This is a genomic window from Gallaecimonas pentaromativorans (assembly GCF_003751625.1).
Lineage (GTDB): Bacteria > Pseudomonadota > Gammaproteobacteria > Enterobacterales > Gallaecimonadaceae > Gallaecimonas > Gallaecimonas pentaromativorans.
This window is the reverse complement of sequence record NZ_RJUL01000007.1, coordinates 62,890-79,167: the sequence shown is the minus strand read 5'-3', so window position 1 is coordinate 79,167 and position 16,278 is coordinate 62,890. Positions and strand designations below refer to the sequence as shown.

12 protein-coding genes and 1 pseudogene are annotated in these 16,278 nt (G+C 61.1%); 5 read left to right on the top strand and 8 right to left on the bottom strand.

Going from position 1 to position 16,278, the window contains the following annotated elements; genetic code table 11:
* Positions 1–4 precede the first annotated feature (4 nt).
* On the top strand, positions 5–1,180 hold the full coding sequence (gene hutI, locus EDC28_RS13410) for an imidazolonepropionase (RefSeq protein ID WP_336391543.1): 1,176 nt from the start codon (positions 5–7) through the stop codon (positions 1,178–1,180).
* Positions 1,181–1,217: 37 nt separating this feature from the next.
* A complete protein-coding gene (locus EDC28_RS13405) occupies positions 1,218–1,436 on the top strand; it encodes a hypothetical protein (protein WP_123421945.1) in 219 nt (72 codons plus the stop codon).
* Positions 1,437–1,487: 51 nt separating this feature from the next.
* Here the strand turns inward: EDC28_RS13405 and EDC28_RS13400 are convergent, their stop codons facing one another.
* A complete protein-coding gene (locus tag EDC28_RS13400; RefSeq protein ID WP_123421944.1) occupies positions 1,488–2,105 on the bottom strand; it encodes a LysE family translocator in 618 nt (205 codons plus the stop codon).
* 29 nt (positions 2,106–2,134) lie between these two features.
* The gene (locus tag EDC28_RS13395) at positions 2,135–3,055 is read right to left on the bottom strand and encodes a LysR family transcriptional regulator (protein WP_050659649.1); all 921 of its coding nucleotides are present in this window, start codon (positions 3,053–3,055) and stop codon (positions 2,135–2,137) included.
* A gap of 99 nt (positions 3,056–3,154) precedes the next feature.
* Here EDC28_RS13395 and EDC28_RS13390 point away from each other — a divergent pair, with 99 nt between their 5' ends.
* Both EDC28_RS13390 and EDC28_RS13385 read left to right on the top strand, forming a co-directional pair.
* The gene (locus EDC28_RS13390; protein ID WP_050659650.1) at positions 3,155–3,937 is read left to right on the top strand and encodes an alpha/beta fold hydrolase; all 783 of its coding nucleotides are present in this window, start codon (positions 3,155–3,157) and stop codon (positions 3,935–3,937) included.
* A gap of 187 nt (positions 3,938–4,124) precedes the next feature.
* Positions 4,125–4,463 (top strand): hypothetical protein, encoded by a 339-nt coding sequence (locus EDC28_RS13385; RefSeq protein WP_050659651.1) that lies wholly within the window; start codon positions 4,125–4,127, stop codon positions 4,461–4,463.
* A gap of 12 nt (positions 4,464–4,475) precedes the next feature.
* On the opposite strand, the gene EDC28_RS13380 is transcribed toward EDC28_RS13385, so the two are convergent.
* Positions 4,476–5,345 (bottom strand): DMT family transporter, encoded by an 870-nt coding sequence (locus tag EDC28_RS13380; RefSeq protein WP_123421942.1) that lies wholly within the window; start codon positions 5,343–5,345, stop codon positions 4,476–4,478.
* Between the two features lie 76 nt (positions 5,346–5,421).
* Between EDC28_RS13380 and EDC28_RS13375 the strand changes: the two genes are divergently transcribed.
* The gene (locus tag EDC28_RS13375; protein WP_083445916.1) at positions 5,422–6,327 is read left to right on the top strand and encodes a LysR family transcriptional regulator; all 906 of its coding nucleotides are present in this window, start codon (positions 5,422–5,424) and stop codon (positions 6,325–6,327) included.
* On the opposite strand, the gene EDC28_RS13370 is transcribed toward EDC28_RS13375, so the two are convergent.
* The 5 genes and pseudogenes from EDC28_RS13370 to bcsA form a co-directional block, all read right to left on the bottom strand.
* Positions 6,317–7,300, bottom strand: coding sequence for a family 8 glycosyl hydrolase (locus EDC28_RS13370; RefSeq protein WP_244946594.1), 984 nt, complete (start codon positions 7,298–7,300; stop codon positions 6,317–6,319). The two genes, EDC28_RS13375 and EDC28_RS13370, sit on opposite strands and share 11 nt — an antisense overlap.
* Positions 7,293–7,760: a cellulose biosynthesis protein BcsD gene (gene bcsD, locus EDC28_RS13365; RefSeq protein ID WP_123421941.1), complete on the bottom strand. Its 468-nt coding sequence runs from the start codon at positions 7,758–7,760 to the stop codon at positions 7,293–7,295. Before bcsD ends, EDC28_RS13370 begins: the two co-directional genes overlap by 8 nt.
* Positions 7,753–11,958, bottom strand: a complete 4,206-nt coding sequence (locus EDC28_RS13360) for a cellulose biosynthesis protein BcsC (protein WP_123421940.1) — start codon at positions 11,956–11,958, stop codon at positions 7,753–7,755. The genes bcsD and EDC28_RS13360 overlap by 8 nt, the downstream gene beginning before the upstream one ends.
* On the bottom strand, positions 11,951–14,107 hold the full coding sequence (locus EDC28_RS20465) for a cellulose biosynthesis cyclic di-GMP-binding regulatory protein BcsB (RefSeq protein WP_419179033.1): 2,157 nt from the start codon (positions 14,105–14,107) through the stop codon (positions 11,951–11,953). Before EDC28_RS20465 ends, EDC28_RS13360 begins: the two co-directional genes overlap by 8 nt.
* A gap of 69 nt (positions 14,108–14,176) precedes the next feature.
* Positions 14,177–16,276, bottom strand: a pseudogene (bcsA, locus tag EDC28_RS20460) (UDP-forming cellulose synthase catalytic subunit); the annotation flags it as partial.
* Between the last annotated feature and the right edge of the window lie 2 nt (positions 16,277–16,278).

The window sequence follows — 16,278 nt, the reverse complement described above, 5'->3', positions numbered from 1 at the left end:
CACCATGGACGAGGCAGGGGAGATACGCGACGCCGCCTTGGCCGTGCAGGGTGAGCGCATTGTCTGGCTGGGCAAAAAGGCCGATCTACCTGCCCTTGACCCGCTGCTGCCGGTGATTGACGGCGCCGGTGGCTGGTTGCTGCCGGGGTTTATCGACTGCCACACCCACCTGGTTTACGGCGGCAGCCGGGCCCGCGAATTTGCCCTGCGCCTGGAAGGGGCTAGCTATCAAGAGATAGCGCAGGCAGGCGGCGGGATCATGAGTACGGTGCGCGCCACCCGCGAAGCGAGCGAAGAAAGCCTCTACCACAGTGCCAGGGCACGGCTGCGGGCCCTGCTGGACGAAGGGGTGACCACCGTTGAAATCAAATCCGGGTACGGCCTTAACCTCGAGACCGAGCAAAAATGCCTGCGCATCGCCCGTTTGCTTGGCGAGCAGATGCCCCAGCGCATCCAAACCACCTTTTTAGGGGCCCACGCCCTGCCAGCAGAATTTAAAGACGACCCAGACGGTTATATCCGCGTGGTGTGCGAGCAAATGCTGCCCGCCATTGCCGAGGAAGGCCTGGCCGACGCCGTAGACGCCTTTTGTGAAGGGGTGGGGTTCTCAAAAGCGCAAACCCGCCAGGTGTTCGAGGCCGCCAAGGCCCAAGGCTTGCCGGTAAAACTGCACGCCGAGCAGCTCTCCAACCTCGGCGGCTCGGCACTGGCGGCGGGCTTTAAGGCGTTGTCTGTTGACCACCTCGAATACCTGGACGAAGCGGGTGTCAAGGCCATCAAAGACAGCGGCACCGTGGCCGTGCTGCTGCCCGGCGCCTTCTACTTTTTACGGGAAACCCAGCTGCCACCCATCGATTTATTGCGCCAATACCAGGTGCCCATGGCCATCGCCACCGACATCAACCCCGGCACCTCGCCCCTTAGCTCCATGCTCTTGATGCTCAATATGAGCTGCACCCTGTTTCGTCTCACTCCCAGCGAGGCCCTCAAAGGCGCCACTTTAAACGGCGCCAAAGCCCTGGGCCTGGCGGAGGAAACCGGCAGCATCAAGGTGGGGAAACTGGCCGACCTCGCCCTTTGGGATATCAGCGAACCGGCCGAGCTTTGCTACCAGTTCGGCGTGCGGCCCCTGCGCCAGGTATGGATTGGCGGCCGTGAAGTGAGTGGGATAAGGCGTTAGTATTGGTCGAGACCCCTGCCTAGGTGAGGTAACAGCGGTGCTTGAAGACCAGTTTGACCCCCTGCCCGATGTGCGCGACGGCCTGACCCGGCTGGAGCGCATTGTTTTATATGTCCTGAGCGAAACCCAAAAGGAGCGGGGCGGGCGCAATGTGCCTACCGCCATGCTTTATGGCCGAGTGGTGGAGTACATCAATATCAGCGAGGCAGAGCTGGTGGCCTGCCTGCAGCGGCTGGGGGCGGCGGATCACTTCTAGCTTTTTGCGTGAGCGCGCGTGATTTAAAAAAGGCCGCATCAGCGGCCTTTTTTATCCCAGTGCCAGCCACAGCCCCACCCCCATCATCAGGGTGCCGGCGATGCGGTTGAGCAGCATCAGGTTGTTGCCACGGCCCAATACCCGGCCCAGGCTTTTGCCGCCGGCGGCGTAGAGCATCAGGCAGCTGAACTCGGTGCAGAGGATGATGCCCACCAGCATGGTGAGCTGGCCGCCGAGGGCGCGGGAGGCATCGATAAAGGGCGGCAGCAGGGAGATCATAAAGGCCCAGCCCTTGGGGTTGGCGATGGCGGTAACAAAGCCCTGGCTGGCCAGTTGGCGGCGGGAAGCGGCCGGCTTATTGCCATCGAGGGTCATGGCGAGCTTGCCTTTGGCCCGCCACATTTGCACCCCAAGGTAGAGGAGGTAGGCGCCGCCGGCGTACTTCACCACCTTGAACAACAGCGGATAATGCAGCATCACCGCCGCCACGCCCACGGCGGCAGCAATGGCCACCAGCGCCACCCCTATCAATTCCCCCGCCATCATCCACAAGGTGCGGCGCACGCCGATGGTCATCCCCAGGGTCATGGACAAGGTCATGCACATGCCAGGGGTAATGGATACGAAAAAGAAGGTAGGCAAAAAGGCCAGCAGCAAATTGGGTGACAAAACGGCGCTCCTGTGTGAATCCGGGCACTTTAAAGCAAAGTGTTCGGGGCGACAATTTCGTCCTGACCGGCCAACCAGGCTTTGAGAAAATCGATAAAGGCGCGCACCGTCGAGGGTAACAAGGCTCGATGGGGAACCAGGGCATGAAAGGGTAATTGTCTTGCCGACCATTCAGGCAACACCTGCCGCAGCCTGCCGTTGGCAAGGTGAGGGGCGACCACAAAGGAAGGCGCCAATAGTACCCCTTTGCCGAGCAGGGCCATTTCGACCAAAAAGCCGATATCCGATGCGGTGAGTTGCCCATGCAGGGCGACGGTTTGGCGCTCGTTGCCCCGGCTCAACGCCAGTTGCTGCGGACTAGAGGTGCGGCTGTAAAGCAGGGCTTCGCTGCTGCCGAGCTGCTCGGGGTTAGTGATGGGCTGCGTGGCCAGATACGCCGGGCTGGCAACCAGCAACAAGGCAAAGCGGCCAAGGGGGTGGGCAACCAGCCCGGAGTCGGGCAGCTCTCCCAGCCGCAAAGCCACATCAAAACCGCCTGCCAACAGGTCGACTTCCCTTTCGGATAGCTCAAAACGGAGAGTGATTTGCGGGTAGCGGTTCATAAACTCGTTGACCGCCGGCGCCAGTACCGAGGTAGTAAAGGCCAGAGGGGCGGCGATCCGCAATTGTCCGCTGGGCTGATGCTGCAAAGCGCCGACCTCGGCCTCTACTGCGCGCATTTCATCGAGGATATGGCGACAACGCTCCAGATAAGAGCGCCCGGCATCGGTCAAGTGCAACTTGCGGGTGGAGCGGTTTATCAGGCGCACACCGAGCCTTGATTCGAGCGCCGATAGATGGCGCCCGGCCATCTCCGCCGAAATACCGTTGTGGCGTGCTGCTGCCGCCAGGCTGCCATGGGCAATGGCGTCACAGAAGACGGTCATGCTGGTCAGGGTATCTAAGGCCATTATCAACCTGTGGTATGTAGAGCATCAATCGAGTGGGAGATTATCAACTTAAAGTTGGTGAATACAATGAGGCCTCGTTTTGGACAAAGGAGTAAGACGATGGCTCATTACCTCACAACCAACAATGCTACCCTGCATTTTACCGACCAAGGCCAAGGAAGTACGGCGCTGCTCTTTTTACATTACTGGGGAGGGAGTGCTCAAACCTGGCAACAGGTCACGGCTCCACTGGTGCCTAAGGTGCGCTGTGTGGCCATGGATCTACGAGGCTGGGGCCGGTCACGGGCGCTGGACGGCCGCTACGATCTTGAGGCCATGGCCGACGATGTACAGGCGCTTATTGAGGCCCTAGGCATAGAGCGCGTTGTGCTGGTGGGACACTCCATGGGCGGTAAAGTGGCGCAAATTGTGGCGGGCCGCCTGCCAGCGTCGTTGGCTGCGCTGTTGCTGGTGGCACCGGCGCCACCCAAGGGTTTACCCGTGCCCGCAGAGGTACGCCAGGGCATGTTGGACTCGTACCAAAGCCGGGCTGGTGTCATGCAAGCACTCAAGGTGCTGACTCACCAGCCGCTTGGCGAAGCCGACCGGGAGCAGGTTATTACCGACACCCTGGCAGGTGACATGGCAGCCAAGGTTTACTGGACCTCCGAAGGGATCTTGGCCGATATCAAGGAAGGGTTAGAGCTTGTTACGGTGCCGGTGCTGATCCTAGTTGGTGATAAGGACGAAGTAGAGCGCCGACAAGTACTTGAGCCACTCTTTGGCGCCATTTTACCAGGGGCAGGGTTTCGTGTGCTGGCCGACGTGGGGCACTTGTCCCCTATCGAGGCTCCTGCTCAGGTGGCGCAAGCTTGCCTGGAGCTGCTGGAAGAACTGGCTTGAGACTAAACACCGCTGCGGCGGTGTTTTACATTTGCCGCGCTAAAACTCCGCCAAATTGAAGATGGGCGCCGCCAAACCCGATTTTTTGGCGTTAGGTCTTGATAGAGATAACAATTTTTGAGGTTGCGGCTCGCAATCCCCGGCCGCAGCCATTACAAAAACAAGACCGCTTTTGGGAATGGCGACAATGACACTAAGCCGCACTTATTACCTGCTGTGCTGCCTTGACGGGCTTTTTATCCTGGGCCGCTACCTGGTAGGTGGCGTACCGGCCCCGGCCCTGTTCACCTCGGCATTGGTGCTGCTGGCACTGGTGCTGTTTCGCTTGGGTAAGCACATTACCCGGTTGATGGTGGCCATCATGGCGGTGGTGAGCTTGTCACAGCTGTCGCAGTTGGGGGCGGCGCTTACCGGTTACGCCCAGGACCCGCACTTTATCTTTGCCAACCTAGGGGTGATGGTGGTGGCCATTATCTGCGCCAGGGTGACGCTGAGAAAGGCGCCAGCGGCGCTGCCCAAAGAATGAAAAAAGGCCGCATCACGCGGCCTTTTTGCTACCCAACTGGTTGATGGCAACGGCGCCGAGGATAACCATCAGCGCCACCCAGGTGGTCCCTGCCAACTGCTCGTGATTAAGGGTGGCGGCAAGCACAACCCCCACCAGCGGCACCAGGTAGTTGGAGAGCGATGCAAACACCGGCCCGGCCTTTTGAATAAGGATCATATACAGCAGGTAGACGATACCGGCGCACATTACTCCCAAGTAAGCCACCGAGCCCAGGGCCTCGGGTGTGGCCTGGAAGCTGCCAAGGGGTGCGCTCAACAGGGCCATTACCAGCAGCTGATTGCTGGCGGCAATTAGCACGTTGCGGGCCACAATCAGCGGCGGCTCGTTATCCAGCCTTTTTAGCAGCAGCAGCGCCACCGCAAAGCAGGCCGAGGCGCCGATGATGGCCAGCGCTCCCCACAGGCCGGCATTTACGCCCTGGCCAAGCTGCGGTGAGAACAACACCAGCAACCCGGCAAAGCCCACCAGCACCGACAGCAACCCGGCCAGGGTAATGCGGGCACCCTTGACCAGCAGCGGGCTGAGCAGCACCGCAAAAAACGGAATGGTGCCCATCAGAATGGCGGCCACGGCGGTGTCCAGATATTGCTGGCCCCAGGCCACGGCCACAAAGGGCAGGGTCGCTTCCAGCAAGCCGATAAGGTGGTATTTCCCCCACTGGCGCTGGCGGCTTTTGAGATGCAAAAAACGGCAGACCAGGAGCAGGGTCAAAGCCCCCACCAAGGCGCGCCCGGCGCCAACCCATACCGGAGGCAGGGTTGCTACCGCTTTTTGCTGGAATAAAAATTGGGAGCCCCAGATAAGGCCGACTCCCCACAGGAAAAGATAATTTTTCAACACGGATACGCTTCCTGAAAACGCCTGGCAGTGTAGTGAGCTGGCCATCATGGTTAAAATGAATTGTCTTCATTAACCCATGGCGAATATCGATATGCAGCGGCTGGACCTTAACCTGTTGAAGATCTTCGACGCCCTGATGAACACCCGCTCGGTGTCTCAGGCCGCCAGGCAGTTGCACCTGTCCCAGTCCACTGTCTCCCACGCGTTGGCCCGTTGCCGCGAGCAACTGGGCGACCCACTGCTGGTGCCGGGTAAAAGCGGCATGCAGCCCACCCCCAGGGCTCTGGCCCTGGCGCCGGCCTTTGCCCAAGCCCTGGCCACCATCGACGATGCCCTCAGCCAGCCGCCCCGTTTTGACAGCGCCAGCAGCCAGCGCCGCTTTACCCTGGCGGTAGGCAGTTACTTTGACATGGTGCTGCTGCCGCGCCTGATGCAGCGGGTGATGAGCGCCGCCCCAGGCATCAGCCTTAGGCTGACGGTGCTGGGCCCTTCCGACCACGAACGGGAGCTTGAACAAGGAGAGCTGGACTTGGTGGTGGGCTTTACCGAACCGGCGCACCTGTCGCCAAGGCTGCAACAGCAGCGGCTGGTAACCGAATCGGTGAGCCTGCTGGCCGGGCGGCCACTGGCTTTGCCGTTAACGCCGGCGCTGCTGGGAGAGCTGGAATACATCTACCCCTCAGACTGGGGCCACAGCCAGCTGCTGCTGGACAACTGGCTACAAGGCTTTGGGGTTAAGCGGCGAGTGCGGCTGCAAGTGCCGGATTTTCAGGCCATTCCCGGCATGCTGGCCAGCACGGCTTTGTGCGTGGTGCTACCCACGGCGGTGGCCGACCTCTATGCCCGGCAATTTGGGCTCTTTGCTGCCGAACTGCCAGAAAAAGCCCTGCACTTTACCCTGGTGCAAGCCTGGCACCCGCGCTTTGCCAAGGAGCCGGGGCTGTGTTGGCTGCGCGAGCAAATTCTGGCGGTCAGAGATTAACGGCGGCCTTACTGAGCAGCAGCAACGAGGCGCTGTAGTAGTCCTGCTTGGGGTCTAGCGGCGGCAAGGCGGGTGCGGGCTCCAGGCTAATGGCAATCACCGCCTTTAAACCCACCGAAGCGCCATAAGGCGATTGCTGGCCGGTTTGAACATCAAACCAGGCCGGGGCCTTGCTGCCAGCCAGTTGCCAGAAGTGGCGAATGGCCGCCAGGCTGGCGCTTTGTGCAAGCCCTGCCCAGCGAAAATAAAGGCCGATACGTACCGCATCAAAGCCAAACCGGGCCGGCCAGTCGGGAGAGGGAGCCAACTGGCCACTTTGGGTCAGGCGCAGCCAATCGCTGGGCAGTTTGGCATCGCCAAATTGTGCTGCTGCCACCAGCGCTTCGCCGCTTGCCAGCAGTTGTTGCCAGCGCGGGTCTTTATCCGCCTCGGCAAAGGCTTTGAAAGCCGGCATCACCCAGTAGGAGAGGTTGATGTCGATGTAGCCGTCGCCGGTAAAGCCCTTGAGGCCCGGCAGCAGCAGCCGGTGGCCGGCGTAACTCAGGGTGAGGTGGTCCAGCACCGCCATGCGGATCCGCCGCGAGGCGTTGAGGTAGTTGCTGTTTTGCCAGACATTGCCTGCGCGAAGCAGCGCCCAGGCGATGAGCAAATCGCCGTCGGAGGCGTCATTGGTGTCGGCAACCATGGGCTTGCTGTTGGGGTCGTAGCGCCAGGCAAAAAGCGGCAGATCGTGGCGGCCAAGGTTTTTGCGGGTCCAGCGCCACAGCTGCTCGAAGGTGGCTTTATCGCCGTATTGCTGGGCCAGCAACATGCCGTAGCCTTGCCCTTCCGAATGGCTGATGTCGCCGTTGCCGGTGTCTATTACCCGGCCTTCACTGCTGATGTAACTGTCTTTGTAGCGAGACCAATCGTCGGCCAGGGCCGAGCTGCTGAGCACGGCGGCCATCAGCCACAGGCCAAGGCGTTTAATCATGGGCAGGTTCTTTGCCGTAATGCAGCACCAGGCCGTCTTGGGTATCGGCCAGGCGCACTGTTACGTCCGGCTCGCCGCCCTGGGCCAGTAGCCAGCTGCCGTATACCCCTTCAAGCACCATGGCCAGGCTCTTTTGGGCTGCCTCAACCATGCGCCCCTGCTGATGGGGCACGGGGCAGTGGTAATGGTGGATGGCCAGGTAATCGTCGTGGCTGCGCAGTTTTGCCTGGCCCCAGTCCAGCTCGCTCCAGCGCTTGTTGATGGCGCCTTCCAGGGCGTCGAGGGTGTCGTGGGCACCGAGGGGGAGCGACAACGCCATGTTGGCTCCCACCTGGCGCAAAAAGCTGCGGGCTTCTTGCTCCGGTACCGAGTTCAGCAGACCATCGAACAGCGCGCTGAGCAGATGCCGCCACTGCGGGTGGCAATGGCGGCTACTGAAGTAGGTGTCGTGCTCAGTCATTACTGCCTCCCATCAGGTAGTGAAGATACAGCTGGCCACTGGTTTCGCTGTATTCCCCAAAGTTATCAAAGCCCAGTTTGCCACCCAGGGTGAAATTGGGCGACAACTCATATTTGCCTTCGGCGCCGATGCTCAGGCCAAAGCCGCTTTGGCTGTTGGCCTGGTATTGGGAGGCGTCAATCAGCCCCAGGTTGGCAAATACGTCCAGCAGTTGCTGGATCTCGGGGTCGTCCGGGAAGAAGTCCACGGCTTTTTCGGTAAAGCTTTGGAAGCCCGGCGCCAGTTTCACACTGTAGCTAAAGCGGTTGCGCTGCTCGCTGAAGGTGATGGGGAACGACACCGCCACATAGTCTTGCGGGCTGAAGTAGCCGCCATGGCCCAGGCCAAAGTTGCTCATGTTCTTGTCAAAAGACTGGAAGCTGACATGAATGCCGGTTTGCAGTTGCCGGGTTTTGGTGTCGATGGGGCGCAGATAGCCACCAAGAGACAGATCAAAAGCGGTGTTGTTGTAGACGTTATGGCCAAGGTAGCGGTAGCCGCCAAGGTTGGCATAAAGCCCCAGGTTGCCGTCGTCATAGCCCAGGCCTACGCCCAGGCCGTTTTTGGTGACGGCGCCCCAACTGGTGCCGGTGCTGGGGTCGTAGGTGCCGGCGTAAGACAGCACGCTGTCGGTAACGGCCCGGCGCTCCAGGTTCAAATCCAGGCGCAGGTTGTCGTCCAGCTGCGGTTGCCACTGCACGCCGCCCACTAGGTTTACCTCTTCAAATCCCAAAGGCGTGGTGCCGATATCGAAATTGAAATCACCCACTCCATAAGCCAGCGACAAGGCCACCCCGGCGTCGTGCTGCGCCGGCAGATCTTCGGCGCTGCGCATCAGGCTGTTGAGCTGCGCCCTAAGGGAGCCAAGCAGGGATTCAAAGGCATCGCGGCTGTCCAAAAACGCTTCAAGACTGGTGGAAGACAAACCACCTGTGCTGTCAAAACCCAACTGGCCAAAGTAGCTGTTGAGGGTAGCCCAGTCTTCGCTGGTGAGGTTGTCGGTATTGAGGCCGATGCCTTTTAGCAGGTCTTGTTGCACGGCCCGGTCGAAGTTGCGCTTGGCCTGGGTGGCGGTCAGTTCGGCCTGGTTGGCGGTGGCCAAAAACTGGGCTTGCTGGATGGCGGTCAGGGTTTTGTCGGCCAGCGCCGCCTGGTAAATCGCCTGGGCGCTCTCGGCGCTCAGCCTGGCTTGCTCGTAGCTGTAAGCGGTGTCTTCAATACCGTCCAGTACATCCGGCATGTCGTTCAGATCTTGGCTCAGGGTGCTGGCGGCGCTCCCCAGAGCGCCACTGCCAAAGCGGCTGTAATCACCGGAAAGGGTGCCGCCGTTGAGGTAAGTGGGGGTGATCTGGGCTTTAAGCCGGCCACTGCCCAACTGGGTTTCGATGGTAACCGGGGTTTTAACCTCATCAAGCTGGCCCAAACCCGCCTGGCCGTTGCGGGAGCGAAACTCCACGTTGGCGTCGAGGCGGGTGGCGCTGTCCTTGTGGATCTCGCGGGTCAGGCTGTCAATCTGGGCCACCAGTGACGGCGGGCCGGCCGGGGTGTCTTGGTCTTTCCAGGGCGATTGCTCGGTGGAGAGGTCGTCTCCGCCCGGCAGCCAACTGGGGCGGCGCCAGGGATTGTCGCCAGCCTTGCCCTTGGCCGGTGCCTTATTGGCGGCAAAAGGGTTGTCAAAGCCCGGCTGGCTGTCGCTGGCCACCAGCCAAGGCTGGTCTTGCTGGCCTTCAAAGAGCTTGCTGCGGGATTTGGCCAGCAGGCGCAGGGCCTGGTCGTTGTCACCCCTGGCGCGGGCTACCTTGGCGGCCAGTAGCAACATGGCTGGTTCTTCGGCCTGATCCCTCGACAGCTGTGCCAGCAGTTGGTCGGCAACGTCCAGGTCTTTGGTGGTAATGGCCACTTCCACGGCGCCGCTCAAGGCGTCGAGGCTGCCGGGGTTGTGCTTGAGGGTGTATTGGTAAATCTGCAGGGCTTTGCTGTTTTTATTGCCGGTTTGATAAAGGCGGGCCATGGCCAGCAGCAGCGGTTCGTCGTTGGGTGCCACTCGCAAGCGGGCGGCCAGCACGTCGTAGGCCTCGGCCAACTGGTCGGCCAGGCGCAATTTATCGGCCTTGGCCACCGCCATGGCATTGCGGATCTGTTCAATGGCGGCCCAGTCGCCAGGGCCCAGATCCCGGCGCTGGGAGAGCCTGGCTACCAGGGCATCGGCTTCCTGATCGGCGCCAGCTTTGATCATCACCAGCACCTGGGTCTGGTATTGGGCCACCGGTGAGGTGAGGGCCTTTTGGTCATTCTGGCGAATGAGCATGAGCGCCATGGCTGGCTCGCCGCTCTCATAGAGCATGGACGCCACTTCGCCCACCCCGGCAGCACTTTGGGGGGGCTTGTTGTACATGTCCATGATCAACTGGCGGGCGCCTTCGCGGTCACCTACCTGCTGGCGGCGTTTTATCTCGTCAAGGCGAGCCTGCAGGGCCGCGCTTTCCAAAAGATCCTTTATCTCGGCCGAGCGTTTGCTGGCGCTAACAGGCTCAAGCAGGCGGGCCACATCACCCCAACGCTGCTGATCCTTGGCCAGCAGCGCCGCCACGTAGCGGTCATCCGCCAGGCCATAGTCTTGCACGCCACGGTTAACCAGCACCTGGGCTGCCAGCGGGCGGCCGGTTTTATTCAGTAACCGGGCCAAATCTAGGCGCACCCAAGGGTTTTTCGGGGCCAATACGCTGGCCTGACGCAGGGTGGCTTCGGCCATCACCGGCGACTCGCTGGCGGCCCGGTCACGCAGCACCATGGCCTGGCCAGAGGCCAGATCGCCTAGCTCGCCTTTAGCCGATGCCGGCAGCGCCTGAGCCACCTCGCTTGCCTCACTCCAGCGCTGCTGTTGGCGCAGCACGTTGACCAGCCCCAGGCGGGCGGCGTTGTCGGTGCCTCGCTTGGCCAGCAGCGCCCGGTAACTGGCCTCGGCGCTGTCGAGCTCCCCTTTCTTTTGCAGCACATCGGCTTTTAGCAACTGGGCGTCATGGCCCTGGCTGCCACCGGCCCCGGTCAGGGGAGCAAGAAGATTCAGAGCGGTATCGTATTGACGGTGCTCGCTGGCGCTACGGGCCTGGCCGAGCCGAGCGTAAAAATCGGCGCTCTCATAGGCCTTTTGCCATTGGCTCTTTTGGGCAGGGGCCAGGCGGATGGCCTGGGCCAGGTTATCCCGGGCGCTGGCAAAGCGCTGGCGGCGAAGCTCTACAAGGCCCAGTCCAGCCAGGGCCTGAGGGTCTTGGCTTTTAGTGGCCAGGGCCTGGCGGAAGGCTTTTTCGGCCTCGCCGAGCCTGCCGGCATCCAGGGCCTTATAACCGAGGCTGCGGGCCTGATCCGCAGCCTGGGTGGGAGAGAGGGTGGTTTTGTCGTGGTAGTAATCGGCGACTTGCTTATCGCCGGGGTGGGCCTGTTCAAAGGCCTGATAGAGAGGTTGGTCGGCTTTGTCGGCATCAAGCCACAACAACCCCTGGCGCCAGGCTTTGGTGGCGTCTTTGCTGACGGCGTCGTACTTGGCCAGCAGGTTGATGCCCTGGCGGCGGGTGCTGTCGCGGTAGGTCAGCACCTGGCCGTAGGCAATGGCCACGGCGCTATTGCCCGGTTGGGCCTGATGAAGCTTGGCGAGCCCCTGGCGGGCAGCGTCCCAGCCGTTTTGGGTACCGGCGAGGGTCTGATAGTACTCCAGCGCCAGGCTCGCTGGCGGCGTGTCACCGCTGAACAGGCTTTTATAGCGGGCGATGGCTTCTTCAGCCTGGCCGCTGGCGGCCAGCACCCGGGCTTCGCCAAGGGCGCCGGAGTCGACATCGGTAGAGGCTTGAGCGATGCGCAGCTCTTCAAGGTGCGCATCGTTCGGCGCTACGGTTTTCAAGCGCTCGATGTACGCCGAAGCATGGGTGTTATCCCCTTCTTGAATGGCGATCATCGCCAGCCGGTAAAGGGCCTCGGTGTTGTTGGGGTCCGCCGCCAAGATGCGGTTAAGGGCGTCTTTGGCCAAGTCCTGGCGCTGTTTGCTTTGCCAAAAATCAGCCTGCTGGAACAGGGTGTCAAAGTCGCTTTGCACCCCGGTACTGGCGGCCAGAGCCGGTACCGACAGGGAGGAAAGGGCTAGGGTAAGCAGCAGCGATTTATTCATGATGATGCTCTTTCGCTTTAGCCAGGCGCTGTTTGGCGCGCTGTTTGAGAAGGGGATAAATCAAGGTGGCGCCCAGCAAGATGCCCAGCAGCAGGGTGGCCAGCAGTTGCAGCACGTGTTGGCCGAAGTACCAGCGCACGGTCATGTCCCACGACATTTCGCCGCTGCCGGTGCGTGGCCCGACCCGATAAGAGCGGATCTGCTGGTCTTGAAGCAGCACCAGGTCGCCGTGGACTTCGCTACTGGCCTGGGGATCTTGCAGGCGCGTGGTAAGGGTGGGCAGCTGTTGCTCGTTGCTGGCCGTGGCCACCACTACCACCCGCGCCGGATCGGCAGGGGAGATATAACTGGCCAGGCCAAAGAAGCTGTCCTGGGCTTCCAACTGGCGCCGGGCTGGCTTGTCCTGGCGGCCCCAGTCACCTTTAAGCAGGCGGATCCATTGGTCGGTAAGGCTGGTGGGCTTGAGGCCTAGCTTGTTCTGCTCGAAGCGGAACGGGCTGGTGTAAAGCACCGGGCTACTGGCCAGGTCGGCAACGGCGCCAACCACCAACAGGTCGCGGCCGGTTTGGGCGCGGATCTCGCCAAAGCCCTTTTTCACTTCGACGCCGTAGGCCGGGTAGCCGGTGGCCTGGCCCATCCTGGCCATTAAATCGAACAGGCTTTGCAGCTCCAGGTTGCTGGGGCGGGCCGGTACCAGGGCAGTGGTTTGCGACAGATCCGCCATGCGGGTGAAGGGAAAGCCGGCGCTGATGAAATACGAGAGGTTGGGCAGCATGGTGAAATGCTCGGAACCGCTCAAATCCAGGTCGGAAGCGGGCAGGATACGGCTAATTATCTTGGTGCCCAGCACCTGCTGGCAGTCGCTGTCGGGGTGCAGGCGAAGGTCAAAGTAAAACTGCAGCTTGTTCTCGCCATACAAGAGGTAAGGCGGCAGCTCGACCTTGGCTTTTTGCTGGCGCACATCGCTGCCGAGCATCCGCATGATGGAGGCGCCGATACCGCTGCTGTTCACCGGCAACGAGCCCAGGTACTGGCCGTTTAAGGTTACGTTGAGTTTGGAGCGGCGCTCGTCCAGCCAGTCACCTTCGGGGAACAGGTACTGCACTTCCATGGACATGGGCCGCCCGCGCCAGCGGAACAAATCCGGCGGCGCCCTAAAGTTCACCTCGTTGGCGCCGTGGTTAAGGCCCCGGGCGGCCAGGTCGTCCGGCTTAGCCAGTTGGCCGAAGGTAACCGCGTGGCGGGTGTCTACCCAGTTTGGGGCGTCGTAGGGTTTGCGCTCGGGCAGTTTGATGGCCTTGGCCAGCATCTGGTCCCCTTCAAGGGGGGCTCCGCTGAGCAGGTAGGTGACGGCGGTTTTCAGCTCGCTGTCGGTACGGCCCATCACCACCAGCACTTTGTAGAGCGGGTTCAAGGGGTTATCGATAAGCCTAATTTCAGGCCCAGATGGCGGCGCCAGGGTGGCACCGGCCAGGCTGTTACCTACCACCAAGGCGATGGCGTTGTCGTCGGGCAGGCTGTTGCGGTTCACCGGCAGGTGAACCACCCGAAACCGCGCTTCCTTGCCAAAGTAAGAGGCCAGGATGGCGCCGCTTTCCAGCACCCCTTCGCTGGGCTGCTCCGGTAACACCAGGGGAATGCGAATTTGGCCCATGGCGCCGTTATCAAAAAAAGGCGCCGGGAAGATGGCCAGATCGCGGGGCCTTGGCAGGCGGGTCAGGTCCAGATGCAGCGACGACAGCTCGCTTATCAGCACCTCGTTGTGATTGGGGGCGTCTTCATCCAGGCACTGGGGGCCAGCCTGGCCGGCAATGCGAAAGTTAAGGTCGTTTTCGCTGAGAATAAGCGCCGGATTGATGGCGATTTTGCTCTCCAGGCCGTCGGCGCTGAATGGGTCCAGCGCGATGCTTTGCAGCAACTGGCCGTTAAGTAGCACATCCAGGTGGCTATTCTCGGGGAACTTGGCGTCGGGGTAGCTGAGGGAGAGGTCTAGCTCGGCGGCGTTAGCCATCTCGTCTTTACGGATGGAAAAGTGCACGCCGCTGTTGTTGCCGTTACCGCTGACCACCAACGGGCCAAAGAGGCCTGCCTGGCGAAAGCCAAGCTGCTCTTGGTAGCTGTTCTCTGCGGCCCAGGCCCGGTTGGCCACGATGGTGATACCAAAGGCCACCAGGGTGACCAGCGCGATACGAAACTTCCAACTGCCAAAGAGGCTGGTGCGCCAGCGCGCCCAGCCGCTGTTTTTGCTCTCCCGGGTAAAGAGCCCCATCACCGCCTTTATTACTGCCCACAGGGAGGTAAAGGCGTTGTCTCTGGGGTGGGGATGGTCAGGCACCCAGGCATCGGCCCGGCCCATTACCACGTTCACCAACTGGCGACGCTGGCGCACCGGCAGAGCCCGGAACTGAAACCGCAAGGCGTCGTCACCGAGGTTGATGGTGTTGACCGGGAACAGCAGGGTCTGGTTGTCAAAGCGGATCTCCACATCCTCCACCATGGCGTCTTCCAGCGCGCTACCCATGGGGTTATCGAGCATCATGCCGCCCATGGAGAAGTTGCGGGTGGTGGTTTGCAGGGTATGGCCGTTGGCCAGGTGCAAAATGGCCGGCAGCTTGATATCGACCCGCACCGTATTGCGAACCTGGCGGGTTTCACGGGCAACGGCAACGGCGGCAAGCAGGATAAGGGCGCTGAAACAGGCCCAGAACAGGTTCAGCACCAGCACCGTTGGCTGAATGTCGAACACATCGCTCCAGATAAGCCGCACCACCCCCCAGGTAACCCCGGCGATAAGCAGGGCCAGGGTGAATACATGGGGGCGCACGGCGTCGTAATCGAAGTAGCCGTCGCGCAGCAAGCCGCCCTTTTCGGTGACGTTGAACTTACCCTTTTTGGGGTTCCACAGTGTGGCCAGCACCGGCCGCACCAAGGAAAACGCCAGCACTGTCTCGTAAATTTCGCCCCAGAAGGTGTAGCGGCTGCGGCCATGGAGCAAGGAGTTGGTGTAAAGGGAATGAATAAGGTGCGGCAAGGCGTAGGCCAAAATCAGCAGCGGGGAAGAAGCGATGATATTGAGCCCAAACAGCAAGTAGGCCAGCGGTGCGGTGAGGAACACCACCCGCGGTAGTGCGAACTGAAAGTGCAGTGCTGCGTTCAAGTAGCAAAGCCGCTGATGCCAACGCAGGCCCTTGCCAAACAAGGGGTTATCGATGCGAAGCAACTGACACATGCCCCGTGCCCAGCGCGCACGCTGACCGACGTGCAGGGCCAGCCGTTCCGTGGCCAGGCCCGCCGCCAGGGGGATGCCCAAGAAGGCGGTGTCCCATCCCATACGCTGCAAACGCAGTGCGGTGTGGGCATCTTCGGTAACGGTTTCAACGGCAAAACCGTTGGTCTGGTTAAGTGCCTCGCGGCGGATCACCGCGCAGGAGCCGCAGAAGAAGGCGGCGTTCCAGTAGTCGTTACCCATCTGCACCGGCCCGTAGAACATTTCCTCTTCGCTGGGCATATCCAGGGAGGTGCGCAGGTTCCGGTCAAAGGGGTCGGGCGAGTAAAAATAATGGGGAGTTTGTAACAGCGCCAGGTTGGGTTCGGCCATAAAGGCGCCCACCGTTGCCTGCAAGAAGATGCGGGTGGTGACGTGGTCGCAGTCGAAGATACAAATCAGCTCGCCGCTGGTTTGCTTCAGGGCATTGTTGAGGTTGCCGGCCTTGGCGTGGTTGTTGTCGTTGCGGGTGATGTAACCCACCCCGGCTGCGGCGGCAAAAGCGCCAAACTCGGGGCGCCGGCCGTCGTCCAGCAGGTACACCTTGAGCTTGTCTTTGGGGTAGTCGAGGTTCATGGCGGCCAGCACCGTGTCCTGCACGATGTCCAGGCTCTCGTTGTAGGTGGGGATGTAGACATCCACCGTTGGCCAGGTGCTGCTGTCTTTGGGGAGTGGCACGATGCGCCGGTTCAAAGGCCAGATGGTCTGGATAAAACCCAGCACCAGAATAAGCCAGGTGTACACCTCGGCCAGCAGTAGCCCAATCCCAAGAATGGTTTCGATGGGGGTGCTGAACACCAGGGTGTCGGTGGCCCGCCAGTACAGGTAGCGGGTTGAGATCACCATGCTCATCAAGATCAGCACGATACGGGCCCAGCGGGACGTAAAACGGCTCACGATGAACATCAGTACCACACCGGCCAGGCCAAACAGCGCCTGGCTTTCGATATCCAGCGGGGTGGTGACAATCAACAGCACAATGCCCAAAAGAACCAAGGTTGCCAGGATTTGGTACGCCAAATATCCCGGCCGGGTAGGTTGATCCGGTTTCATGT